At 43.6% G+C, this 22715-nt stretch carries 24 protein-coding genes; 12 read left to right on the top strand and 12 right to left on the bottom strand.

The genetic code is table 11. The features are described from left to right. The first annotated feature begins 447 nt into the window (after positions 1 to 447). A complete protein-coding gene (locus BET10_RS18600) occupies positions 448 to 1989 on the top strand; it encodes a cyanophycinase (RefSeq protein ID WP_240503716.1) in 1542 nt (513 codons plus the stop codon). A gap of 114 nt (positions 1990 to 2103) precedes the next feature. On the opposite strand, the gene BET10_RS18595 is transcribed toward BET10_RS18600, so the two are convergent. Together BET10_RS18595 and BET10_RS18590 are read right to left on the bottom strand one after the other, a co-directional pair. Then, positions 2104 to 2646, bottom strand: a complete 543-nt coding sequence (locus tag BET10_RS18595) for a cytochrome b (protein WP_070987224.1) — start codon at positions 2644 to 2646, stop codon at positions 2104 to 2106. A 130-nt stretch (positions 2647 to 2776) separates the two neighbouring features. Further along, a complete protein-coding gene (locus BET10_RS18590; RefSeq protein WP_070987222.1) occupies positions 2777 to 3589 on the bottom strand; it encodes a LytR/AlgR family response regulator transcription factor in 813 nt (270 codons plus the stop codon). Positions 3590 to 3975: 386 nt separating this feature from the next. Here BET10_RS18590 and BET10_RS21630 point away from each other — a divergent pair, with 386 nt between their 5' ends. The 9 genes from BET10_RS21630 to BET10_RS18550 all read left to right on the top strand — a co-directional run bounded on the left by BET10_RS21630 (position 3976) and on the right by BET10_RS18550 (position 12696). Next, positions 3976 to 4134, top strand: a complete 159-nt coding sequence (locus BET10_RS21630; RefSeq protein ID WP_170829181.1) for a hypothetical protein — start codon at positions 3976 to 3978, stop codon at positions 4132 to 4134. A 22-nt stretch (positions 4135 to 4156) separates the two neighbouring features. Then, the gene (locus BET10_RS18585) at positions 4157 to 4714 is read left to right on the top strand and encodes a hypothetical protein (RefSeq protein WP_070987220.1); all 558 of its coding nucleotides are present in this window, start codon (positions 4157 to 4159) and stop codon (positions 4712 to 4714) included. Positions 4715 to 4905: 191 nt separating this feature from the next. Further along, complete coding sequence (locus BET10_RS18580) at positions 4906 to 5469, top strand: hypothetical protein (RefSeq protein WP_070987218.1); 564 nt, start codon at positions 4906 to 4908, stop codon at positions 5467 to 5469. Positions 5470 to 5688: 219 nt separating this feature from the next. Beyond that, a complete protein-coding gene (zigA, locus tag BET10_RS18575; RefSeq protein WP_070987438.1) occupies positions 5689 to 6894 on the top strand; it encodes a zinc metallochaperone GTPase ZigA in 1206 nt (401 codons plus the stop codon). Position 6895: 1 nt separating this feature from the next. Next, positions 6896 to 7546: a DUF1826 domain-containing protein gene (locus tag BET10_RS18570; protein WP_070987215.1), complete on the top strand. Its 651-nt coding sequence runs from the start codon at positions 6896 to 6898 to the stop codon at positions 7544 to 7546. Positions 7547 to 7817: 271 nt separating this feature from the next. Continuing rightward, positions 7818 to 9503, top strand: a complete 1686-nt coding sequence (locus BET10_RS18565; RefSeq protein WP_070987213.1) for an ABC transporter ATP-binding protein — start codon at positions 7818 to 7820, stop codon at positions 9501 to 9503. 189 nt (positions 9504 to 9692) lie between these two features. Further along, positions 9693 to 10637, top strand: coding sequence for a GlxA family transcriptional regulator (locus BET10_RS18560; protein WP_070987211.1), 945 nt, complete (start codon positions 9693 to 9695; stop codon positions 10635 to 10637). Positions 10638 to 10642: 5 nt separating this feature from the next. Beyond that, on the top strand, positions 10643 to 11893 hold the full coding sequence (locus tag BET10_RS18555; RefSeq protein ID WP_070987209.1) for a S41 family peptidase: 1251 nt from the start codon (positions 10643 to 10645) through the stop codon (positions 11891 to 11893). A gap of 503 nt (positions 11894 to 12396) precedes the next feature. After that, a complete protein-coding gene (locus BET10_RS18550) occupies positions 12397 to 12696 on the top strand; it encodes a hypothetical protein (protein WP_070987207.1) in 300 nt (99 codons plus the stop codon). A gap of 442 nt (positions 12697 to 13138) precedes the next feature. Here the strand turns inward: BET10_RS18550 and BET10_RS18540 are convergent, their stop codons facing one another. Continuing rightward, positions 13139 to 13354: a helix-turn-helix transcriptional regulator gene (locus tag BET10_RS18540; RefSeq protein WP_070987203.1), complete on the bottom strand. Its 216-nt coding sequence runs from the start codon at positions 13352 to 13354 to the stop codon at positions 13139 to 13141. Positions 13355 to 13594: 240 nt separating this feature from the next. Continuing rightward, positions 13595 to 14137, bottom strand: coding sequence for a nuclear transport factor 2 family protein (locus BET10_RS18535; protein WP_070987201.1), 543 nt, complete (start codon positions 14135 to 14137; stop codon positions 13595 to 13597). 155 nt (positions 14138 to 14292) lie between these two features. Here BET10_RS18535 and BET10_RS18530 point away from each other — a divergent pair, with 155 nt between their 5' ends. Both BET10_RS18530 and BET10_RS18525 read left to right on the top strand, forming a co-directional pair. Beyond that, positions 14293 to 14679, top strand: coding sequence for a winged helix-turn-helix transcriptional regulator (locus BET10_RS18530; RefSeq protein WP_070987199.1), 387 nt, complete (start codon positions 14293 to 14295; stop codon positions 14677 to 14679). A 160-nt stretch (positions 14680 to 14839) separates the two neighbouring features. Beyond that, complete coding sequence (locus BET10_RS18525; RefSeq protein ID WP_070987196.1) at positions 14840 to 15223, top strand: VOC family protein; 384 nt, start codon at positions 14840 to 14842, stop codon at positions 15221 to 15223. On the opposite strand, the gene BET10_RS18520 is transcribed toward BET10_RS18525, so the two are convergent. From BET10_RS18520 to rsxA, 8 genes are read right to left on the bottom strand one after another with little or no spacing between them, the layout of a single operon-like run. Further along, the gene (locus tag BET10_RS18520) at positions 15220 to 15861 is read right to left on the bottom strand and encodes a helix-turn-helix domain-containing protein (protein ID WP_070987195.1); all 642 of its coding nucleotides are present in this window, start codon (positions 15859 to 15861) and stop codon (positions 15220 to 15222) included. The two genes, BET10_RS18525 and BET10_RS18520, sit on opposite strands and share 4 nt — an antisense overlap. 15 nt (positions 15862 to 15876) lie before the next feature. Further along, on the bottom strand, positions 15877 to 16512 hold the full coding sequence (gene nth, locus BET10_RS18515; RefSeq protein ID WP_070987193.1) for an endonuclease III: 636 nt from the start codon (positions 16510 to 16512) through the stop codon (positions 15877 to 15879). Between the two features lie 17 nt (positions 16513 to 16529). Then, entirely contained in the window at positions 16530 to 17228 is a 699-nt protein-coding gene (locus BET10_RS18510; protein WP_070987191.1) for an electron transport complex subunit E, read from the bottom strand. Beyond that, entirely contained in the window at positions 17225 to 17863 is a 639-nt protein-coding gene (gene rsxG, locus BET10_RS18505; RefSeq protein ID WP_070987189.1) for an electron transport complex subunit RsxG, read from the bottom strand. Before rsxG ends, BET10_RS18510 begins: the two co-directional genes overlap by 4 nt. Further along, entirely contained in the window at positions 17860 to 18918 is a 1059-nt protein-coding gene (gene rsxD, locus BET10_RS18500) for an electron transport complex subunit RsxD (protein ID WP_070987187.1), read from the bottom strand. The genes rsxG and rsxD overlap by 4 nt, the downstream gene beginning before the upstream one ends. Then, positions 18915 to 21392 carry an electron transport complex subunit RsxC gene (gene rsxC, locus BET10_RS18495; protein WP_070987184.1) on the bottom strand — a complete coding sequence of 826 codons (2478 nt, stop codon included), beginning with the start codon at positions 21390 to 21392 and terminating at the stop codon, positions 18915 to 18917. Before rsxC ends, rsxD begins: the two co-directional genes overlap by 4 nt. Positions 21393 to 21401: 9 nt before the next feature. After that, the gene (gene rsxB, locus BET10_RS18490) at positions 21402 to 21956 is read right to left on the bottom strand and encodes an electron transport complex subunit RsxB (RefSeq protein WP_070987182.1); all 555 of its coding nucleotides are present in this window, start codon (positions 21954 to 21956) and stop codon (positions 21402 to 21404) included. Positions 21957 to 21958: 2 nt separating this feature from the next. Further along, positions 21959 to 22540: an electron transport complex subunit RsxA gene (gene rsxA, locus BET10_RS18485; RefSeq protein ID WP_070987180.1), complete on the bottom strand. Its 582-nt coding sequence runs from the start codon at positions 22538 to 22540 to the stop codon at positions 21959 to 21961. Between the last annotated feature and the right edge of the window lie 175 nt (positions 22541 to 22715).

Here is a 22715-nt window from a genome sequence, read left to right as displayed (position 1 = left end):
TATGGTTATTCAGACAGGGCAGTGATGCATGAATACAAATAGCCCCCCACAAAACAATGACGTTGTGAGGTGTTGGCTACTCGTCAAACCACTCCGAAAGGTAGTGAGGTGAGTAGAAATATGTACAAAGCGATGTGGCTTTTTTTAACATAATTCCAATCCAACTAAGGTTTTTGACAAAGCTAACAAGACAGTGCTAGCTTACTCGCGTTTTAAAGTTCCTTATTTTTATAGCAAGGCATAATTGTGTCTGCAAGTACTTTTTTTAACCTCAGCACGAGCGAGAAGGTGATGAACAAAAATTATACTGCAATAAGCGGTGGCTTTAGAACAGTTACTTTAGCCTGTATTTCTATGCTATTTTCTGCTTTTTCACAGCATTTATTGGCTAGTCAGCAATCTCAAACTTTAGTTTTAATCGGAGGGACACTGACAACGTGTTCCAGTATGAGTCCTAAAAATTGCAATAATAAAGGTGTACCAAAAGGCAAATCAGCAAGTAATTTTCAGATAACCGAAGCCAACATTAAGCAAGTCGACGCCCAATGGCCAAGTAAAAATACTGCCCATAAAGCGAAAATACTCAATTTGCTCTCAAAAATGGCTAACCAGCATACACAAACACTCAGTAAAAAACGTTTGTTGTGGGCTTGGCGTGATACGAATAACCAGTTGCTTAATCAGTTAAGCGATGCCGAATATCATTTTGTACTGGATATGCTAGAAGTCCCGGTGTTGGATGCGCAAGGCCGACGCATTAAAGAACAAGTTGCTACGCACCATAACGCGGAGCCAGCAAGCGTTGATATACTGAATTTTATCAAGGCATCGGCCAGTGTTGCGACTAAGTCTCCGTCGCTATTAGCTGTTACCGCTTCGAGTAGAGATCCATACGAGTCAGCAGACTTTTATGAGGGGTTACTGTCTCAAACAGGCATTCAAGCTACGTGGTTGCCACTTACTCCAGCACTTGCCAAAGCGATAACATCCGGCCAGTGTAAAGCGCTCGGTGAGCTTCGAACACAAGTTATGCAAGCCTATAACCGCGAGGCTATCTATACAGACAGAGTCAAGGCTGAGCAGCAATTATGTGAGCAAGGGGTCGCACATTTAGTCAAACTGATTGCCTCGGCAACTGGAATTATGTTTAACGGTGGCGACCAAAGCTTGACCAAGCAGGTTCTATTTGATGACGAAGGCAAGCCATATCCATGGACTCAAACGATTAAAGAGCGTCCATTGTTGATAGGTACAAGTGCAGGAACCGCAGTACAAAGTGGCAGTAAAAACCAGTTTGGACAGGTTGCCATGATCACTAATGGCACTAGTGTAGCTGCAATGGAGCAAGGGGTACATGCTGTGGCCGCGCCCAGTGCACGCTGCATTCAAGATTGTCAGCAGGGCTTATCCGGTGATGCGCTTACTTATCAAGCTGATGGAGGACTAGGTTCCTTTAATTTTGGTATTCTTGATACACATTTTAGTGAACGAAACCGTTCAGTACGTTTAGCGACATTGCTGGCTCATACAGGACAAAGATTTGGCTTTGGTGTAGATGAAACCACAGCGCTTGTGGTGATCCGTTCTGCGCAAGGGGAAGTGATGACCGTGGTCGGTAAGCACGGCGTGGTACATATTAAAAGTATTTCACCTCAATCGTTTAGCTACTCATATTGGCCCAGTGGCACGTTTGTAGATGTGGGCCAAGACGGGTTTTCTATTCACCAACGTACATTGGCAAAGGCACTGACAGATATTAATATTCCAGCGTTACCAGAGCAGCGCTTTGCTGGTATTTTGGAGGATGCCAAGTTGCGTTCGTTGACTCAGGCTATGTGTTTGGCAAAACAACAGCAAGCTCAGGCCAAGCATGAAAAGTTTAACTTTGCTTTTCTAGCAGATGACAGCACTCGCTACCTGCGCGTCAACAAAACAAAGTTTGGCTGTGCGATAGAGAGCTTAAAAATAAGTTACTCAAACAATCATTAAGATACAGAACAACAGCAGGCCATTTTTGGCCTGCATATTGAGGTTATGCTTGAAGCCTAAAGGGGCACTATGGCTGTGTCCCCCAATTGAGCAATGATAAGAACACTGGAGTTGTTAAGTTTTACCCAGCATTCTGCTAAGTGTTGCGTCTTTATCTACCATATGGTGCTTGAACGCTGCTGCAATATGCACCACTATCAGTGCCGATAGGCCATACCCAATCAGGCTGTGAGCATTTTTAGCAATGATGAAGATAGTCTCGTTAAAAGGTACGATCTCATCGCCTACAATGTTTTCTGCCACCAAATGAAAGCCAAATATATTAATACCATAGCCACCAAACCCTGAGTACAGCATACCGCTTACGGGCATCAAAACCGTGCCAAGCAAGAGCAGCCAATGTGCAGCATGAGCTAGCTTTTGATTGCTGGGGGAAACACCGTCTACAGGCTTTGGAAAGCCTCGTTTAACACGATAAATGGCTCTTGGCAGAATCAGTAACAGCGCTAATACGCCCAACGCTTTGTGAATAGGATACAGTGCCCAGACTTCAAGATTAACCATATAAAAGCCGACCATGATAAGGCCCAGCATAGTAAAGCCAACCAGCCAATGCATGGCTCTGGTGGTAACACTAAGAGATAGATTGTTATTCATACTTGCTCCTTAACTAACGGAGTGTAAGACGCTACTGAGTTTTATATCTGGAAGCTACCCTTAGGGGACCAATAGCGGGCCTTTTGGGACCTGCGGTAGCTGCTTTGCCATTCGTCCCTAAGCCTTATGATTAATGGCTTACCAAAGCGTGTGCGTGTTTTCGCTTGCCTTTACTAACAGGTACCTGTTGTGCTGTTGTAAGCTGAATTTGGCCATGACCGGAGCGTTCGTTTATGACTGTTTTTGCATGAATCAAATTTACGAAATAAGATCTGTGACAGCGAAAAAACTGCTCGGTAGGAAGCAAGGTTTCAAGTTCTTTCATGGTGCTGCGTAAAAGGTGGGTTTTGGAGTGGGTGACAACTTCAATGTAGTTTCCTGCCGCCTTAACGAATAAAATATCCATTAGTGTGATGTGCTTATCATCGATGGTAAGCGTGTCATGCTCATGCTCAATCAACTGCTCATTTTCAGGCTGAGCAGTGGTGTTTTCTAGCTCACTGTGTTGCTCTGTATTACGCTCAAAAATGGTGTGCTTAAGCTGCCACACCAGAATGATGGTGATATAAGCGATAACATGGTGATGCCATTGATAAAATAGGCTCTCTTGCCAGGAGATCTTTTCCAGTGTGATATCAAGTACCGTATTGACCGCAAGTGCAAACCCAATGGCGTATAATCCGACCACAGAATACTTATTAAACTGAGACGTGAAACGAGCGTTGTTAAATGCATTGCAAAGCGCAGGTGTCATGACAAGCCACACGCCAAACTTCTGTAGTGACCAAACGATGGATGAAGCAATATCAACACGTTCTTTGGCTATCAGCAAGCTATGAACTGTGCAGTTTAAACAGACTACAGTGAGGATAAGCGCCCAGCCGATGAGCATAATTTGATAATCTTTGAGTTTGTAAAATTGATTTTTTAGCAGTGTATCCATGGTTCAATTACCTGACGAGGAATTTGAAGTCATTTTAAATATGGTAAATTACCATAAACAGACCTCTAATTGAGATCAAAAGTTCTGACATTGGTAAATTTAAACACTTGCTGCTAGATGCGTTATTAAGGGTTTGTTACAATCATTTACCTTATCCGTCATACATTTTAACTAAATTATTTGTTGAAGTGGTGTTTAGAAAGTAACATGTAAACACCTGTGAGTTCAGCTAGTCGGCTGTTCAGGTATGAATATATTAATAACTTTGGATAAACCAAGCCTTTGCAACTCACTCAAATTTACATCATGTTGCTGCCTTGTGCACTCTGAGTTAACATTTTAATGCTTAGGTGAGGTGAATATCCCTTAAAGTAAGGATTTGGATAATGAAAACCTCAATAACACTAAAAATCAAAGCTAAAAAACTAAAAGAACTATCTCAAGTACAGGCTCAGCAAGTTGCTGCCGCTGGTACAGGTGATACAACAGAACCTAAGCAAGCTCAAAAGCGTGACTGCGAAACTCAGTATACGTATAGCTGTTAGGAATCAATATAAAGGATGACACATGAATGATATTTTATATGGCTTAGGCTGGGTACTAAAAGGAATTGAGCTATTAATAGTACTTTTTTGGTTGCATAAGTTCTCCACAATGAGGTGGAAGCTGTTTTTTGGTCAAAAAAAGGATCTATCCTCGGTACATCATCATGAGTTGTATTCTTGCTTTTTAGCTGCATTCAGTGTGTTGGTTTTCCATTTAATAGGTTCGGAAGTTGACCAGTTTACGCTATCTTTAACCATGGATAAGGTAGATCAAATCAAGCTGTTTTATACCTGTGGGATAATAGTACAGTTTTCTTTCGCCATGATACTGGTGTGTTTACATTTGGTACGTGGATGCACCTTCTCACCAACCGCTCGCATTTGTATGTATACAACGCTTGTTTATATAAGTTTGTTAGGAATGCAATTGATAGCAAGAGGATATTATGATTATCATGCACTGAGCTCTATGTACAGAATGGGCGGGTGGATGTGTAATTTAATGGTTGTCACGGCTCTATGCACCTACCCAATTCGCTGTCTAAAGGGTTACTTTAGAGAAAAATATGCGATGGCTTAGCATATTTAGCAGCGCAAAATATCATTTATTTAAAATGGTGAGCTTACTCACCATTTTTATTACTCTTTCTTGAGTAATAAAATTACAACAATTAGTATGTGAGCTATGTGTGTTTGTTCTCATTTGTTACTCCTTTTTGACAAAGAACAACACTCATAACCTCGTGCTGCAATCTAAGCAGGTTACGTTTAATGACACTTAATGAGCTTTTTTATCGAGCTGGATGGGTCGTCAAGGGATTTGAGTTTTTAGCCATAGTTTGGTTTTTGGTCACACAGTTTCCTCGTCATAAGTGGTCACTGTTTTTTGCAACTAAGCGAGACATGGTCTCTCGTGAACTTCATGAAATGCATTCGTGCTTTATCATTGCCGTGTGTACATTCATGTTTCATGTTATCGGTTCTGAGTTTGGTTTCTACTTTCTAAACTTAGCGTTTGACAGGCTCCCTGCAATAAGAATGTTTTACCTTGCAATGATGGTGAATTCGTGCGCGTTTGTCATTGCGGTACTGTTGTTACATTTATTGCGAGGTTGTGCAATGTCTTGGGCTGCACACCGATGCGTAACCCTTACACTGCTTATGCTCGTTGTGCTTTTGATTCAGTTAACTGCCAGAGGCTACTTTGATTATCATAAGCTAAAGCCACTCTATGCAACCTGTGTATGGATCATTAATCTCACCAGTTTAGCCGTTATTTATCGGTATCCGGTTCAACAAACCATGATGTATTACAAAAGCAGGAAAATGTGCTGACTGGCTTGCCTAAGTTATTCTTAGCAAAGTACCTTCTTCAGGCTGCGACGACATTCACGCGTTGCCTACTGCAAACTTCTTGATTATTAAAATGGCCCTTCGGTCATTTTATGCTTTATTTGCGATATGATATAATATAACATTAGTTGAAGTGTTAGAGATCACTAATGCTCAACGTTAGCGTCTCCAATTTATACTGCTAGATAGAATCATATGGCTATGTTAAACACCAAAAACTTATTACCCGTTACCGTACTGTCAGGTTTTTTAGGTGCGGGTAAAACAACGGTATTGAATCATATTTTAAATAATCGAGAAGGGTTAAGAGTTGCTGTCATTGTTAATGACATGAGTGACGTTAATATTGATGCTACAACGGTTCAAAATGAAGTCAGCTTCAACCGTGCACAAGAAAAGCTCGTTGAAATGAGTAATGGCTGTATCTGCTGTACGCTTAGAGAAGACTTGCTTGAAGAAGTTAACCGTTTGGCTAAAGCGGGTAAGTATGATTATTTAGTCATTGAATCTACTGGAATATCTGAACCTTTACCCGTTGCGGAAACTTTTACGTTCGCCGATGAGCAGGGAGTCAGTTTATCTGATATAGCAATACTAGACACTATGGTGACAGTTGTCGATGCGGTGAACTTTCTAAATGATTATGAACAAGCACAATACTTACAAGATGTGGGAGAGAGCCTCGGCGAAGAAGACGAGCGTAGCGTTACTGATTTACTGGTGGAGCAGGTTGAGTTTGCCGACGTGCTATTGATCAGTAAAACAGACTTAGTGTCTAAAGCAGAGCTTGCGCGACTCAAGGTAATCCTAAAAACCTTAAACACCGAAGCACAACAAATAGCGATACAGCACGGGAATGTGCCTGTAGAAGCAATCTTAAACACTAAAAAGTTTAGCTTTGAGAAAGCGCAGCAGGTGCCTGGGTGGCTTAAAGAAATGCGAGGCGAGCATTTACCCGAAACGCAAGAATATGACATTCGGAGCTTCACATTTTGTGAACGGCGTCCGTTTCATCCGCAGAAATTTTATGACTTCTTACACAGTAAAGAGATTGCTGGAAAGTTAATTCGCTCAAAAGGTTTTTTTTGGCTAGCAACTCGCCCCGAGTTTGCTGGCAGCTGGAATCAAGCGGGTGGCATTGCGCACTACGGCGCGGCGGGATTGTTTTGGCATGGCGTTCCAAAAGTTCAATGGCCTGATGACCCAGAATCTTTAGCATCCATTGAAGCACAATGGGTTGAGCCATTTGGAGATAGACGACAAGAGCTAGTATTTATTGGGCAAGATCTAGATGAGCAGGATATTATTCGCAAGTTAAATGACTGTTTGTTATCTGACCAAGTGCTTGCCCAAGGAAGCGATGCTTGGGCAAAGCTGCCAGATCCATTTCCAGTGTGGGAGTACTAACATGGCCCTTGCAAAGCAGTTGTTACTACAGAGTTGGGCGTCGAGTTCATCACCGGAGTCACTCACTGAGATTGTGTCTCAAGATATCAGTGTCGCTATCTGGCAGCGTGAGAATAACCCTATAATTAACCGCTATTTTGAAGCTGTGTTTAGTTCGCTCGGTTTAGGAATTCGTAACGTATTTACCATGAACTCGTTAAAAGCGCATTTAGACGCAGCGCTGCCCAATGGCATTGGCAAGTTAGAAGTAATAGAAGATATTTATCTGTTATCAGACATGCTCACCTGTCTATTTGGCTGTAAAAGTGTAGGGCTGCGTCTAGCGCCACTATCAAGCGCAATGTGCCCAAAACTCCATGTTGATCAAATACCGGTCCGCTTGGTAAACACTTATCTGGGTGAGGGCACGCAGTGGTTGCCGAGTGAGGCAATTCATCAGTGCACAAATATGCAAGCGCCGCTCAAACTAAAAACCGCCGTACACAATGGGTTTTATAGCGAAAGTAGTGTGAATCAGTTGAATGCATTTGATGTCGCGTTGCTAAAAGGCAGTGCATGGCAAGAAGGGCAGGTGCAGATGGCTGCTATTCACCGTTCATGCCAAGTTGCTTTGAATTCTAAGCGAGTCTTGCTAACCCTAGATCCCATGTAACTTTGCACTCTGGGCTTAAATTTCAACTCACCTTGTGGCTTGTAAGGGTGGGTTGGAATATAAAGAGTGTCTCGTTATTAGAAAAGTTATTCTTTCCTGAGAATGATAACAAGCAGCTTGCAAAAAAATTTGTTCCCAAGTTAATATCTCGTAAGCAACTCAGATAAGTTAACGAGCCAATTGATAAGTTATTTAGCTATAAACGGGTAGCGGATTAGAGAGCTGCTGGCTGGTATTTATTTAGACATGCTTTTCACACTTAGGGATCTTGATGGAAGACGTTAAAAAGTCAAAGGACGACTCAAAACTACTGTGGAAGTTGTTATCGCCGCATAGACCTTCAAATAAGTCATTTGTTTATTTAGCTCTTTTGGTGCTTGTTGCGACCTCACTTGAGTTAGTCATACCCCTATATTCAAGCTATCTGGTCGATTCCATCAGTCAAGATGGCATAGAGGTTAGCATTATTGTCGGGTTGGTTAGCATTGCGCTGCTTGCTGCTATCTTCGAAACCACTTTGGGTTGGTACGGCGGTAAGCTCGGACACGGCATTACATTGCGACTTCGCTATAGCTTAATTGGACGTTTGTTAAATGGTCAAAGTGTAGGGCTGGACTCTGAGCACAGTGCGGAACTTAGTGCTCGTGTGGTTAATGACACTAAAGAAGTTAAAACTGTGCTAGCCGAAGATTTAATAGGTTTATTAAGTGGTGTTATTTCATTACTGGCGGTGCTTATCATTATGTTGGTGCTGGATTGGCGGCTGACACTTGTATTGGTCTCAAGTGTTGTTATCGGTTTTGTTTTAATTACACCAATTGCTTTGATGATGAATCAAGTTGGGAAAGCAACACTAGGCGCCGAGGCTAGTTTGTTAAAGCACGTAACTGAGTGGTTGCGATATGGACACCTAATCAAGTCCCATAATGCAGGGGAGCACCTTCACAAGCAGTCTAAAGATTTATTACAGACGTGTTTACACCATGAAATGAAGGGTACTAAAGTAATATCGCTCATTGGTCCTATTTCAAACCTTGTTTTAATGGTGAGCATGATTGCCATTTTGTCTTTCTCGGCGTACTGGTTAAAGCATGGATCGATTACGCTGGGTACAATTACGGCTTTTTTACTCTACCTATTTGGATTGGCGTTCCCGCTGATGTCTATGGCGATGTTTTTCAGTAGTTTAAATAAAGCAATTGGTTCAGCCAGTCGCTTGTCAGAAATAAGCCGAATACCACAAGAGAGTACCACGGGCTATTTATTAGAGGGTATAGCTCAGCTGTCAGTTAAAAATCTAAATTTTATCCGTGATGGCAAGCATATTTTAAATGATGTAAGTTACCAGTTTTCAGCTAAAGGGCTTTCAGTCGTGCTAGGTGAAAGTGGCAGTGGTAAGAGTACACTGCTCAATCAGTTCTTAGGATTTTATCCAGAAACGCATACACACGTGTTGATTAACGGAAAAACACTAAATCATTATGACCTTAAGTCGGTTCGTAGGGGTATTGCTTGGGTAGACCAAGAACCTAAATTATTACATGCAAGTATTCGCCAGAATTTAACGCTGGGTTTGGATGAAAAAATCAGTGATGACAAATTGTTTGAATTACTGAAATCTGTCGGCTTGGAATCGTGGCTAGCAAGTATAGATTATGACCTAGAGCGAATAGTTTCAGAGCAGAATAATCAATTTTCTGGTGGTGAAAAGCAGCGTTTTGCCATAGCTCGGGCAATTTTGCGCCGTTCAAAAGTGCTATTGTTAGATGAGCCAACATCCGCTTTAGATAGCAAAAATAAAGATGAGTTAATGAGCTTATTACGCAGCTTATCGACGAGCATTAAAATAATAATGATAACCCATCATCGTGAATTGATTCAGCCCAGTGACGATGTCTTAGAATTAGCTGATGGCAATTTAGTCAAAAGAGACACATTTAAGCGGCAATTAGAGTAAAAGGTTCAATAATTTGCGCATTATTGATGAGTCTTCTCTTTAAACACACATTTCCTGATACTTTTTTCACTATTCGATTCTTGCCGATATAACGGTAAATAATCAAATTGAAAGAATGTCTGTTTATGTCGTAATTATGATAAAAACGACAGGCTCTGTCGGGTTATACTTTGTTTTTCGGAGGATGGTATGACGATAAAACAGCTATATTTTATTGCGGATGAATTTCAGGCTTTAGATTTGTTTGGCCCATTGGATGCGTTTATGGAAACCAACTCCTTTGTCCCTAAAGCGTATTCGGCAAAATTGTTGGGGCTTGATGAGTGTGCTATCAAAACTTCTCATGGTCAGCAGTTACTTCCTGATGTTTCCATTGACGACCCAATATCATGCGATGACTTAATTATTTGTGGCGGTGCCGGCATGCGGACGCTCACTTTGACTGAAACACAGAATCAACAGCTGCGCAAAATAGCCAACAGTGCAAAGCGGGTGATAAGCATTTGTACAGGTGCATTTGTTTTGGCTAAGTTGTTTCCTCACGAGGATATGACTATGACGTCTCATTGGCGTCATTGTAGTGAATTATCAACACAAAACCCTAGCAAAGAAGTCTGTAGTGAACCGCTTTTTGTAAAGAGTGGCAATAAATGGTCATCAGCGGGTGTTTTATCGGGTGTCGACCTTGCGCTAGCAATTATTAGAGAAGACCACGGCAATTCAATCGCCGCAAAAGTTGCCAAAGAGCTGGTGGTTTACATCCAGCGCTCTGGTTCACAAAATCAGTTTTCCGATATTCTACAAATTCAATCTGCACAGAGCCTAAAATTATCGCCTCTACTTGATTGGCTTAGCGCTAGAGTGAATGAGCATATCACTGTCGCTCAGATGTCTGAGCAGCTCTGTCTTAGTGAGCGGCAATTAACTAGGCTCTTTAAGCAACACCTAGGTTGTACTCCAAGTCATTATTTTAAAAAGATGAAACTTAACTTCGCCAGAGACTTATTGGGGGATGAGAGCATGAGTGTTGAGCAGATAAGCCGAAGAGTCGGGTTCAGTAGTTATGATAGCTTTCGGCGTGCCTTTTATCGCCAATTTTCAGTGTCACCGTCAAAATTTTCAAAAGGAATGTAATAGTAATGAAGTCTCTAATGAGCGCCTTTTGGGCACTTTTTATTCCTTGTTATGCCAGCGCATTATCAGGGGCTAAAATGCAATACTGGGAGCAAGATATTGATTTTTATAAAGAGAAAGTAAAAACTAAGCATATTTCTCCTTTTCATACCCTACCTGAAGCTGAATTTGACGCCCAGATAGACAAGCTTAAAAAAGATCTTCCCTTACTCTCAGAGGTAGAGGTTGAGACTAGGCTGATGGGAATTACGGCCTCAATTGGTGATGGCCACTCAAACTACTTTATGATGTCAGGCCCCCACAAACACTACCCATTTCGATTGAAATTCTTTGCGGACAAACTCATCATTATTGCAAGCTCAAAGAATTATCGTGATTTGGTTGGCAGTGAGCTTGTGAGTATTAATGGCATTGATGTGTCGGCGTTGTATAAGTTGTTAGGTAGCTATTTGCCCGGGGTAGATAACCGCTACAGTCAAACAGTACGATTTGAGTTTTACCTCACGCTGGAAAAGTTGCTGCGAGGGTTGGGCGTTGTGATTGACTCACAACCGGCACAATTTGCCACACGTAGAGGCAGTATAATCACCAATACACATGTTTCACCCGTTTCAATGCAAGCATTTAGTGAAGTGGTCCATACATTTAGCGTAAAAACTCCCAAGCTTGATTTTCAGAACATCAATTTAGCAGGTATCCAATTAGCTTTTATCAATAATGACACGGCTTATTTTCGCTTCACTCAATACCCTAAATATGAAGACGTAATGGCGCAATGTGATGCGCTTAAAAGCCGCTTAACCAACAGTAAAGCAACTAAATTGATCATTGATTTTCGAGGAAATAGTGGGGGAAGCTTTTACACTGGGCTGGCATTTTCTTCGTGTCTTCAGTCGCTGCCGCAGTTTGATTGGTTGGCAGGAACAGCACTACTGACCGACGGCCACACGTTTTCAGCAGCAATGAGTAATGTGCTTCAATTTAGACAAATTTTTAATGCCAAAATCATTGGCGAGCCAACAGGAGGCGACCCCAATACTTTTTCTGAAAGCTATCGGTTTGCGTTGCCCAACTCAGGCCGTCAGTTAAGTTTGTCTGTGCGTTACTACCCCTTTATTGATGAAGAAACGGATGCCGTCTACCCAGATGTGTTGGTTAACACCCGTTGGGATGACTTTCAAAACGGCACAGATAAGGTACTTTTAAAAGCATTACAGGTGGTAGGTAGCGCGGTAAGCCGAGTTGTTTCTAAGTAAATTTATCATTTTTCGGGTGGCGTGGCTGCGCCACTTATCCAACCTACGTCAAAAGGTTGGTTAAGCCAAAGGCGCCACCCAACAGAGTTTCAGGTTCACGCTTTGAAGAAAAGCTCTTACACTCACCCAGTCGCAAAACCTCAAATGAGTTCTGATAGACCAAGTTAAGGCTTATCTAGCTAAGAGTAAAGCAAGTCCTGTTCCACTGACTACCAACGCAAGCCTTGGTTAAAGGCACTACTGCGGTGTTAGGTTTTGCTTGCGCTACTGCCCGGGTGTGCAATCTGTAAACTCCTTGAAAGCGCGTGTAAATGGGACGGCAGAGGCAAAGCCACTTTCAATCCCCACAACCAGAACAAACGCTGTCGGTAAGCGGCAGTCTCTCAAAAGAATAGTTTGCTATTTTCATTGGTGTTGATTTTTTGTATGCTTGTTGTTGCAGTTTTGCAGGTTGCAGGGCTGTGTATTAGTTTTACAATTTTTCCATAAAAAAGGATCTTGTTATGTATAAGAAGTTTATTCTCTGCTTTTCAATTTTTATTTTAGCACCTTCCGCTTCAGCTGATGATATAAGTAAATATTTCACTTTTGTTGGCGATCATGTATTCAATAAAACAGGTGATTGTAAAAAGCTCGTTACAAGTACATCGTTTGACCAATTTGACTTTTTTCAGCTTTGGCAAACTAGTATCGAGGGCTATGAGGTAGGTACTTTACCGCCAACTACTATTAATGGTGAAACTATATCTTATCTAGCAGCAGTTGATTGTGATAGAGAAATTCCTGGAGCTAAGACCTATTAAACGTTGATGTAGGACTGGCACTCAAACTTGAAACCTTGAACGCGGTTAGTCGGGTTGTTTCTAAGTGCAAATTTATCATTTTTGTCGGGTGGCATGGCTTTGCCACTTAATCGGCCTATGTCAAAAGGCCGGTTGCTTAAGCCAAAGGCGCCACCCAACAGAGTTTCAGGTTCACGCTTTGAAGAAAAGCTCTTACACTCACCCAGTCGCAAAACCTCAAATGAGTTCTGATAGACCAAGTTAAGGCTTATCTAGCTAAGAGTAAAGCAAGTCCTGTTCCACTGACTACCAACGCAAGCCTTGGTTAAAGGCACTACTGCGGTGTTAGGTTTTGCTTGCGCTACTGCCCGGGTGTGCAATCTGTAAACTCCTTGAAAGCGCGTGTAAATGGGACGGCAGAGGCAAAGCCACTTTCAATCCCCACAACCAGAACTGACCAATCTTATTTATCAAGCGCGCATAACAGTGCTTTAGCGTGTTCGATACGCATTTGGTTAACGTAGTGATTAAAGTTTTTGGCATTGAAATGATTGAGCAAAATAGTGCGAATACGGTATTCAGGTACATCTAACTCCCGTGCAATGTCTACAACACGCAAACAGGGCTCTAAAAAGCGTTTTTCTTCAACCAACAGCGTTTTGATTTGGTGAGCGACCATGCTTTCTTCGTCCTCGGAAGAACCTGTATCAGCTTCTTTTTAGTCAATTTGTTGTTGGCGAAATCGGATCAGTCCATGTGTGCTGGTTAATATCAAGGTGTAAGCGAAAACGACGAGCCAGTCTCTTCCTGCGTCGGCTAATCAGTCCGTGGCGAGCGTATACGTTAAACTCTTTTGGGGTTTCCTTTTCGAGTTTTGTGCTACTTCACCACATCTTTACTCATACAAATTCAATACGGCTTAAAACACGCTATTGTCATTACGAATGGTTCCACCGCTTATCAGTGAATAAAAGCGCATAAAGCCATCCAGTGCTTGAATTGAGTCCCAATGCTCGACGATGCGGCCGTTTTCAACTCGCCAAGTATCAATGATATTCATGCCTTTTTGGTCATTGCCTCTATCGTCTTCGTATAAAGTGGCGTGAGAGTGAAAGATCACAAAATCACCATCCACAAGAATGCGCTTAACGTCGTAAGAATATTCGGGATAATCTTCTACAAAATCTTTCAAGAAACCAACTAACCCCGTCATTTTATCTGGAAGGTTGCGATTGTGCTGCTTGTACGCACTGTTGTTGTACTGTGCCAAAACATAATCAAAATCGTGATTATTCATTAGGCTTTGCACAAAATCTTTGATGAGCAATGCATTTTCTAACTCTTGCTTTGTCCAGTTTGATTTTTGCAATGATTTAAAATCAATGCTCGGTTTATCAATGCCTTGAGCGAGTGAGCCCATGCTCATTAAAGCAAATAATAAAAATGTAATGGCCTTAAACATAAATATTTCCTAAAATTCGACTTGGTTACTAAGTGAGACTATAGTAATTATTAGTAACTTACCTTGCAATTAGGCACACAAACCTACCCTAGGCACAAATAGGTAACCTAATCGAGGTATATTTTTAAATAAAACAGATAGTTAAGGAAAAATGGGTGGCTGAAAAAAACATTAAAGAAAGACGAAAGTTTTATAATGACGAGACATGTCCAATTCGCAATGTGATTGCGCAAATTGGAGATAAATGGTCAATGTTAATCTTATTTGCTTTGGTGGACGGCGCTGAGCGGTTCAACGCTTTGAAGTCTAGAATCATAGGGATCTCACAGCGGATGCTAACGCAAACGCTACGAGACTTAGAGCGTGAAGGTTATGTCAAAAGAACGGTATTCCCTGAAGTACCAGCACGGGTTGAGTATGAGTTGACTGCCATGGGAAAAGGGATAGTAAAACCTTTATATCAGCTAGTTACATGGGCCGATGAACACCATGCAAAAATCAATAAAGCGCGTAAAGCGTACGATAAAAATGTTCAGTCATAAGCTTTAGGTATGTTTGAAAAGTTATATGGCTATCATGGCCGGTCGGTTACCAAATTATCGTGGTAGCACATTTAGTTTAAGGATTGTCGCAATTGTTCAAGACAAGCAGCACACCTATCTGTAGCGTTATTGAGACTTTAATCGACAAGAGGGCAATACCTTGAAATTTAAATACACGATACTGTATGTTGAAAATGTCAGTGAAACTTTCAGCTTTTATGAAAAGGCATTCGGATTGAAAAAGAAAATGCTGCATGAAAGTGGAGATTATGGGGAATTAGATACAGGTAGTACAACACTTTCCTTTTCCTCTTTGAAGCTAATGAATGAGTTAGGCAAGCGTCCCGCAGAACCTAACCCTAAAGCCCCGACATTTGAGATAGCTTTTGAAACTGATGATGTAGAGGCAGCACTTGCTAATGCGCTGGATGCTGGGGCGTCACTTGTACAAGATATAACACAAATGCCTTGGGGTCAGACAATCGCTTATGTAACGGAGAATAATGGCTTTTTAGTTGAAATATGTACGCCTGTCAGGTCTTAAGCGTAGCCTTTGCTATTGAGCTGCTTGATGATAGCTGGAGAGCTTAAAAGCTGTACTGGTGTCAGCCCAAGCCAGCGTTGAAACTCTCTATTCATATGGGATTGATCAGAAAAACCATGGTTATGGGCTACATCAGCCAAAAGCGTGCTGTGTGTTAAGCTTCGAGCTGCTTTTCTAAGTCTAGCTAACTGCAACCAATAACTAGGCGTTCTGTTTGTTTTATGCAAAACCAGTCGCTGCAAGGTTCTGACACTGACTCCAAGTTGGGCTGCGCTTTGTTTTATAGACCCTGTGTCGCAGGCAAAGCATTCCAAAGCTTCTTCAATGGAGCTTTCAGAGGAAACAAACTCGCCAATAAAACTCTCTACATCTTGCGCATGACATTGTTTAGCTTCAATGTATTCTAGTAGCGCTTGCTCTTTAATTTGTGCGCCTGGACTTAAACGAAACCCAACCCACTGGCTATTCGCTTCTATTTGGACTAACTCGGAGCTATCAAACAGCTCAGAAACGAACCAATTTGGCTTACCATTTCCGAGTGTTTTTACTATCAAGTCGCGGCAACCATCGGGAATGATAACGGTTGATGATGTGCGACTATATTCTGCTTGCCAACTAGCAATTAGGTTATTGTCCATATTCTCACGCTGATATTAGCTATCGACTTTATCCTTAAACTCACATAAGTCTTCAATCAAACACGAGCCACACTTGGGCTTGCGGGCGGTACACACATAGCGGCCGTGTAGAATCAGCCAGTGATGCACATCCACCTTGAACTCCTTAGGTACGACTTTTTCAAGCTTCTTTTCCACCTCTACCACATCTTTACCCATGGCAAACTTGGTACGGTTTGAAACGCGAAAAATATGAGTATCAACGGCAATGGTGGGCCAGCCGAAGGCGGTGTTCAGTACTACATTGGCGGTTTTTCTGCCAACCCCAGGTAATGCCTCTAGAGCTTCGCGGTTTTCGGGTACTTCGCTACCATGCCTTTCAACCAAAATTTGGCACATCTTGTAGACGTTGTTTGCTTTTGAGTTAAACAGGCCAATGGTTTTTATGTAATCCCGTAGACCCTCAAGACCTAAATCTAAAATGCCCTGTGGTGTATTGGCAACAGGAAACAGCTTGCGGGTGGCCTTGTTGACCCCCACATCAGTGGCCTGCGCAGAGAGGGTAACGGCTACTAACAATTCAAACGGCGATGAGTACTCAAGCTCGGTTTCAGGGTGCGGATTGTCATCGCGCAGGCGGGTGAGTATTTCAATACGTTTTTGTTTGTTCATAACTGCTTCTTATTCTTTTACGTTAAACTGGTAACACGTGCTCTGGGTGCCTTTTCAGGTTCTGAAGAAGGTGCGGCTTTGGCTTTAATTTGTGCATCAATCACATTTTTAGCGGCGATCAGCAGGCCTAAGCCTAAGAACGCTCCGGGAGGTAAAATTGCCACCAAGAACTGGCTATCAAACTGGAATATTTCCACGCGCAAATTGGCCGCCCATGGGCCCAGTAACAGATCTGCACCATCAAACAGGGTGCCTTGACCGATCAATTCGCGCATGGTGCCTAGTACGATGAGGACAATGGCAAAACCTAGGCCCATCATGACACCGTCCCAAGCGCTAAGTAAGGGGTTGTTTTTAGAGGCGAAAGCCTCAGCACGGCCAATGATGGCGCAGTTGGTTACAATCAAGGGGATAAAGATGCCAAGGGATTGATATAAGCCAAAGGTATAGGCGTTCATCAGCAGTTGAACGATGGTCACAAATGCGGCGATGATCATGACAAACACGGGGATACGAATGTCTTTCGGCACCCAATTACGCACCACAGAAACGGTGACATTTGAGCCTACCAATACCAACAAGGTCGCCAGCCCCAACCCAAGGGCATTGGTAATCGTGCTGGTTACTGCCAACAGAGGACACAACCCTAATAATTGTACAAGGGCGGGGTTGTTTGCCCACATACCTTCTTTGAACAAGGTTTTCATATCGCTCATTGTACATCTCCTGCGCACAGGTTTTTGCCTGCAAATAATGCATCGAAGTTTTGCTGTGTATATTCAACTGCTTGTTTCACCGAAGCAACAACAGCGCGTGGCGTGATAGTGGCCCCCGTAAACTGGTCAAACTGACCGCCGTCTTTTTTGACTGCAAATTGTTTGGCGTTATCAGCGTTAATGGTTAGGCCATTAAAGCTTGTGATCCAATCTGACTTAGCAAGTTCCACCTTATCACCAAGGCCAGGGGTTTCTTCATGACGAGTGACACGCACCCCACTAATACTGCCATCGGCTTTAACGGCCGTTAGAATGTCAATGTTACCGCTGTAACCTTTTGGTGTGACGTGGCGAACTAACAGAGCTGCGGGTTCTCCTGCTTTAGTTGCACGATAAATAATATGTGGCGAACCGGGGCCAAGCTCTGGTGCATTGCTGCTGGTGCAGTCCAGATAAAGCTTGTTGTCATACTCATCAGCGCTTAAAACTTGCCCGAGTAGTTGCATTAGGTGTTGTTTTTCCTGTAGTGCGATACGCTCAGCGGTCATCGACTGTACTACGGCTACACCACCTGTGGTTACCAGTGCAAAGGCGGTTAAAATCGCCCCATTTCGATACATAGATTGCGCTATCATTTTGCTGCTCCATGACCATAGGTACGCGGTTGCGTGTAATGATCTATCAAAGGCACTGCCATGTTCATAATTAACACCGCAAAAGCAACGGCATCAGGGTAGCCCCCGTAGTTGCGGATCAGGTATACCAACAAGCCAATGCATGCGCCATAAATCAATCTACCACGATTGGTGGTCGAGGCTGATACAGGGTCGGTGGCGATAAAAAATGCCCCCAACATGGTTGCGCCGCTAAGCAGGTGAAACAGGCTGCCAGCATGGCTGCCTGGCGCAAGAATAAAGCCAATGGCTGAACAAAAGGCGAGTGTAGCAAGCATTGCAACGGGTATATGCCAATTAATCACCTTGGTTTTTAATAAAAACAGGCCGCCGACTAAGAAAGCGAGATTGACCCACATCCAGCCAATGCCTGCATAGGCGCTAAACTGCTTACCCATCATGGCTTCATCCACGGTCAAGTTTTGTGATACAGCAGTTTTAACCGTATCAAGTGGCGTTGCCATGGTGGTGCCATCCACAGAGGTCAATGCGCCGATAAGGTCTGTGTGATTGGCTGAGTATTCAAAGAAAATGAGTGAGGCTTGATCCATAAGATTTAGAGGCTGAGCCAACAAACTGCTGACGGGTGTCCAGCTGGTCATCTGTACTGGGAATGAGACTAGTAACAATACATAGGCCGCCATGGCAGGGTTAAATAAATTAAAACCCAGTCCACCGTAGAGTTGTTTAACCATAACAATGGCAAAAACGGTGCCGATAACAACAATCCACCACGGCGCAAGCGGTGGAATACTGATAGCCAGCAACACCGCCGTTAGCCAAGCACTGCCATCACTCAAAGCTGGCCAAACCGGTCGTTTGCGAACACTTAGCATAAAGGCTTCACTGAGGCTTGCGGTAATAAGCGCTAACATTAACTGTACGATGACGCCAAAACCAAAGAAGTAACACTGCGCAATAATGCCAGGAATACAGGCGGCGATAACAGTAAGCATCAGCCTACTCAGGTTTTTTTGGCTGTGATTGTGTGGTGATGAGGCCATGCTTAGTTTCATGACGGATCATTTCCTTCTTGTTCTTTGGCTTGTTTCTTAGCCTTGGCTTTAGCGACGGCGGCTTTGATGGCAGCTTGACGTTTTTGCTCTGGCGTTTGTGGTGTTGCGTCTGTTGACCCCGCGTCTTGAACGCTCTGCTCTTGCTGCGGCTGTTCATTTTCCTGCTCAGCCTGCTTTGCGGCCTTTTTCGCTTTGGCGCGAGCAATCGCAGCGGCTACCGCGGCTTTACGCGGGTCGTCGTCATCCGGCTTTTGTGTTTCAGATTCAGAAGTCGATGTCTGTGGCTGTTCATTTTCTTGCTCCGCCTGTTTAGCTGCTTTTTTCGCTTTGGCACGCGCAATTGCAGCGGCTACCGCGGCTTTACGCGGGTCGTCGTCATCCGACGTTGGTGTTTCAGATTCAGACGCTGGTTGCTGCGGCTGTTCATTTTCTTGCTCGCCCTGTTGTGCGGCTTTTTTCGCTTTGGCACGCGCAATTGCAGCGGCTACCGCGGCTTTACGCGGGTCGTCATCCGACTTTTTCGTTTCAGGTTCAGACGCTGGTGGCTGCGGCTGTTCATTTTCTTGCTCGCCCTGTTGTGCGGCTTTTTTTGCTTTGGCACGCGCAATTGCAGCGGCTACCGCGGCTTTACGCGGGTCGTCATCCGACTTTTTCGTTTCAGGTTCAGAGGCTTGTGGCTGCGGCTGCCCGTTTTCTTGCTCGCCCTGTTGTGCGGCTTTTTTCGCTTTAGCGCGCGCAATCGCAGCGGTAACCGCATCTTTTTTACCACTGTCTTCTTTAGCATTTTCAGCTAAAGGTGCATCTTCACTTGTCTTTTGTTCTTTGTACAGTCGAGCTTGCTCTTTGCGTAGTGCGCGTTCGAGTGCAACTTCGCTGTTATCTGGCTCTAAACTACCGTCCGCGGCCTTTTTCGCTTTTGCTCGTTCAATTGCTGCTTGTACCGCCGATTTATCACCTTGCTTTTGTTTTACTCTAGCAAGTGCATCAGCCACTTTTGCTTTTTCTGCGTCAGGTTTGGCCGAACGGGAAGTCGAGCGCTTATGTCTGTTTTGTCTTTCTTGCTGCTCACGCTCCAAACGCTCTTTACGTGCTTCAAAACGTTCTTTTGCACGCTCTGCCTTGATCTGATCGAGTTTCTGCTCACGGATCTCGGCTTTTGCAACCCGATAATATTGCACCAGCGGGATTTCGCTCGGGCACACATATGAGCAGGCGCCACACTCGATACAATCAAATAGGTTATAGGCTTCTAGTTTGTCGTAGTCTTTGCTTTTAGCAAACCACTGTAACTGTTGTGGAAGCAAACTTTGCGGACAGGCATCGGCACAAGCGCTACAACGAATACAGGCTTTTTCATCGCCAGGCTCAGCTAATTCTTGATTGTCTGGCGCTAAGATACAGTTAGTGGTTTTTATCACAGGAATGCGCACGGTAGGAAGTGTAAAGCCCATCATGGGACCGCCCATCACGACACGCTGTTCAAGTACAGGCGTAAAGCCTTGGCAATCAAGTAGGTGCTTGATTTCAGTACCAATCAACGCCCAGACGTTTTGTGGTTTGCCAATGGTGTTGCCCGTGACGCTCACCACTCGCTCAATCAGCGGTTTTCCTTTATAAATCGCTTCGCTAATAGCAAACAAGGTGCCTACGTTTTGTACCAGTACACCAATATCCGCAGGGATCCCTGTACTTGGTACTTCTTTTGAAGTGAGCACGCGGATAAGTTGCTTTTCACCACCAGACGGGTATTTTGTTGGAATGGCTCGCACTAGAATCGCAGTGTTATGGGCGCTTGCCCGCTTCATCGCCGCAATAGCTTCTGGCTTGTTATCTTCGATACCAATCAAGACGCGCTGAGGTTTGAGCAGTTGCTGCATAACTTCAATGCCTTGCACTATTTCTTGTGCATGCTCACGCATCAAAAGGTCATCGGCTGTGATATACGGCTCACATTCTACGCCATTAACAACTAGAAACTCAATCGGCTGATGGCTGTCGGCTTTAACATAGGTTGGAAAACCCGCACCGCCCATGCCGGCAATGCCCGCATTGTGTAAAAGATCGATCAGTGTTTTATGGTCAAGCTTGTTTAAGTCACTAACAGGGCTCAGTTCACACCATGTGTCGTTGCCATCTGGCGTCATCACAATGCTCAGCTCTGGCAATGCTGACGGGTGTGCCGAAGGCATTGGTTTAATTTCAATGACCTCACCTGATGTGGGGGCGTGTACTGGCAGTGACCAGTTGGCAGTGGGCTTAGTAAGAGCTTGGCCTTTTAATACTTTATCACCGACATTAACTAATAACTGACCATTGGCACCTATGTGCTGTTTAAGAGGTAGTACAAGCTTATCTGGCAGTGGCAACCTTGCAATAGGTTGCTGATTTGAAAGCGACTTTTGCTGAGGTGGGTGAACGCCCCCAGGGAATTGCCACAAGGTGCCACGTTCAATTTGTTCAAGTAACGAGTCCACTTAAACCTCTTAATCTATTTGTTTAATGGCAATGGCGTCCAATTGCCATTTCCAAGTTTGCTTAGTTTGTTCAACGGGTAGCATGTCAATACAATCAACAGGGCAGGGCTCTACACATAAATCACAGCCAGTACATTCGTCATCAATGACCGTATGCATTTGTCTTGTTGCCCCGACAATGGCATCGACCGGACAGGCTTGAATACACTTTGTACAACCAATACACTCATCTTCTCTAATATACGCTACTGTTTTTACAGGCTCAGCCTCTTCACCGCCGGCTAAAGGTTTAGCTTCAACTCCCATTAAATCGGCCAGCTTTTTGACCGTGGCTTCACCACCTGGGGGGCATTTGTTTATCTCATCACCATTGGCGATGGCTTCTGCGTAGGGACGGCAACCTGGGTAACCACACTGGCCACATTGTGTTTGCGGTAATATGGCATCAACCTGATCAACGATAGGGTTGCTTTCAACTCGGTATTTGACCGCAGCGTAGCCAAGTATCAGTCCAAATATAAGCGCTAGAGAACCCAGCGCGATTAAGGCATAAAACAAAGTCATAGTTATAATTTCACTAATCCAGAAAAGCCCATAAAGGCCAGCGACATAAGTCCTGCGGTTACCATCGCAATAGAAGCGCCTTTAAAAGGAGTGGGCACGTCAGCCGCGGCAAGTCGTTCACGCATCGCGGCAAATAACACCAATACTAAAGAGAAACCAACAGCGGCACCAAACCCATAGACCGCAGAGCCAATGAAAGTGTGATCCTTTTTAATATTCAATAATGCCACACCTAATACAGCGCAGTTTGTGGTTATCAAAGGTAAGAAAATGCCTAATAGTCGATACAATGTGGGGCTGGTTTTGCGCACCACCATTTCAGTAAATTGCACCACAACGGCAATCACTAAAATAAAACTCATGGTTCTTAAGAAGGTTAGCTCCAGTGGCAACAGGATATATTGGTTGACTAAATAGCTGGTTACGGATGCTAAAGTAAGCACAAACGTGGTTGCCAAAGACATACCCACGGCTGTGTCTAACTTTCCTGAGACTCCCATAAATGGGCAAAGTCCCAAAAATTGAACCAGAACAAAGTTGTTTACCAGCACAGTACCGATAAGCAACATGATATATTCAGTCATTGCAGCCCCTTTTGCTAAAAACTGAGGTGAGTTTTAGATGGCCGTGATTCTAGCAATTTTGTGCGCTAAGATCATAAAAAAATCACAGAATTAAAAGCTATGGTAGGCCATATGTGCCTTAAAATGTTGACACTAGTCCAACATACAAGAACAAACAAGGCCATATAAAATGGCC

Origin of the sequence: Pseudoalteromonas amylolytica (assembly GCF_001854605.1) — a bacterium.
Classification (GTDB): Bacteria; Pseudomonadota; Gammaproteobacteria; order Enterobacterales; family Alteromonadaceae; genus Pseudoalteromonas; species Pseudoalteromonas amylolytica.
Note: the sequence above shows the minus strand (reverse complement) of the source record. Positions and strands in the feature narration are given on the sequence as shown.

Bases quoted from the DNA above. Each gene is read 5' to 3' on its own strand.
- BET10_RS18535 (WP_070987201.1), bottom strand. From the start codon at position 14,137: ATGTTTAAGGCCATTACATTTTTATTATTTGCTTTAATGAGCATGGGC.
- rsxB (WP_070987182.1), bottom strand. From the start codon at position 21,956: ATGACTTTGTTTTATGCCTTAATCGCGCTGGGTTCTCTAGCGCTTATA.
- rsxD (WP_070987187.1), bottom strand. From the start codon at position 18,918: ATGAAACTAAGCATGGCCTCATCACCACACAATCACAGCCAAAAAAAC.
- nth (WP_070987193.1), bottom strand. From the start codon at position 16,512: ATGAACAAACAAAAACGTATTGAAATACTCACCCGCCTGCGCGATGAC.
- BET10_RS18580 (WP_070987218.1), top strand. From the start codon at position 4,906: ATGACACTTAATGAGCTTTTTTATCGAGCTGGATGGGTCGTCAAGGGA.
- BET10_RS18590 (WP_070987222.1), bottom strand. From the start codon at position 3,589: ATGGATACACTGCTAAAAAATCAATTTTACAAACTCAAAGATTATCAA.
- BET10_RS18540 (WP_070987203.1), bottom strand. From the start codon at position 13,354: ATGGTCGCTCACCAAATCAAAACGCTGTTGGTTGAAGAAAAACGCTTT.
- rsxG (WP_070987189.1), bottom strand. From the start codon at position 17,863: ATGATAGCGCAATCTATGTATCGAAATGGGGCGATTTTAACCGCCTTT.
- BET10_RS18600 (WP_240503716.1), top strand. From the start codon at position 448: ATGAGTCCTAAAAATTGCAATAATAAAGGTGTACCAAAAGGCAAATCA.
- BET10_RS18585 (WP_070987220.1), top strand. From the start codon at position 4,157: ATGAATGATATTTTATATGGCTTAGGCTGGGTACTAAAAGGAATTGAG.
- BET10_RS18555 (WP_070987209.1), top strand. From the start codon at position 10,643: ATGAAGTCTCTAATGAGCGCCTTTTGGGCACTTTTTATTCCTTGTTAT.
- BET10_RS18550 (WP_070987207.1), top strand. From the start codon at position 12,397: ATGTATAAGAAGTTTATTCTCTGCTTTTCAATTTTTATTTTAGCACCT.
- BET10_RS18570 (WP_070987215.1), top strand. From the start codon at position 6,896: ATGGCCCTTGCAAAGCAGTTGTTACTACAGAGTTGGGCGTCGAGTTCA.
- BET10_RS21630 (WP_170829181.1), top strand. From the start codon at position 3,976: ATGAAAACCTCAATAACACTAAAAATCAAAGCTAAAAAACTAAAAGAA.
- BET10_RS18520 (WP_070987195.1), bottom strand. From the start codon at position 15,861: ATGGACAATAACCTAATTGCTAGTTGGCAAGCAGAATATAGTCGCACA.
- BET10_RS18510 (WP_070987191.1), bottom strand. From the start codon at position 17,228: ATGAGCGATATGAAAACCTTGTTCAAAGAAGGTATGTGGGCAAACAAC.
- BET10_RS18565 (WP_070987213.1), top strand. From the start codon at position 7,818: ATGGAAGACGTTAAAAAGTCAAAGGACGACTCAAAACTACTGTGGAAG.
- BET10_RS18595 (WP_070987224.1), bottom strand. From the start codon at position 2,646: ATGAATAACAATCTATCTCTTAGTGTTACCACCAGAGCCATGCATTGG.
- zigA (WP_070987438.1), top strand. From the start codon at position 5,689: ATGTTAAACACCAAAAACTTATTACCCGTTACCGTACTGTCAGGTTTT.
- BET10_RS18560 (WP_070987211.1), top strand. From the start codon at position 9,693: ATGACGATAAAACAGCTATATTTTATTGCGGATGAATTTCAGGCTTTA.
- rsxA (WP_070987180.1), bottom strand. From the start codon at position 22,540: ATGACTGAATATATCATGTTGCTTATCGGTACTGTGCTGGTAAACAAC.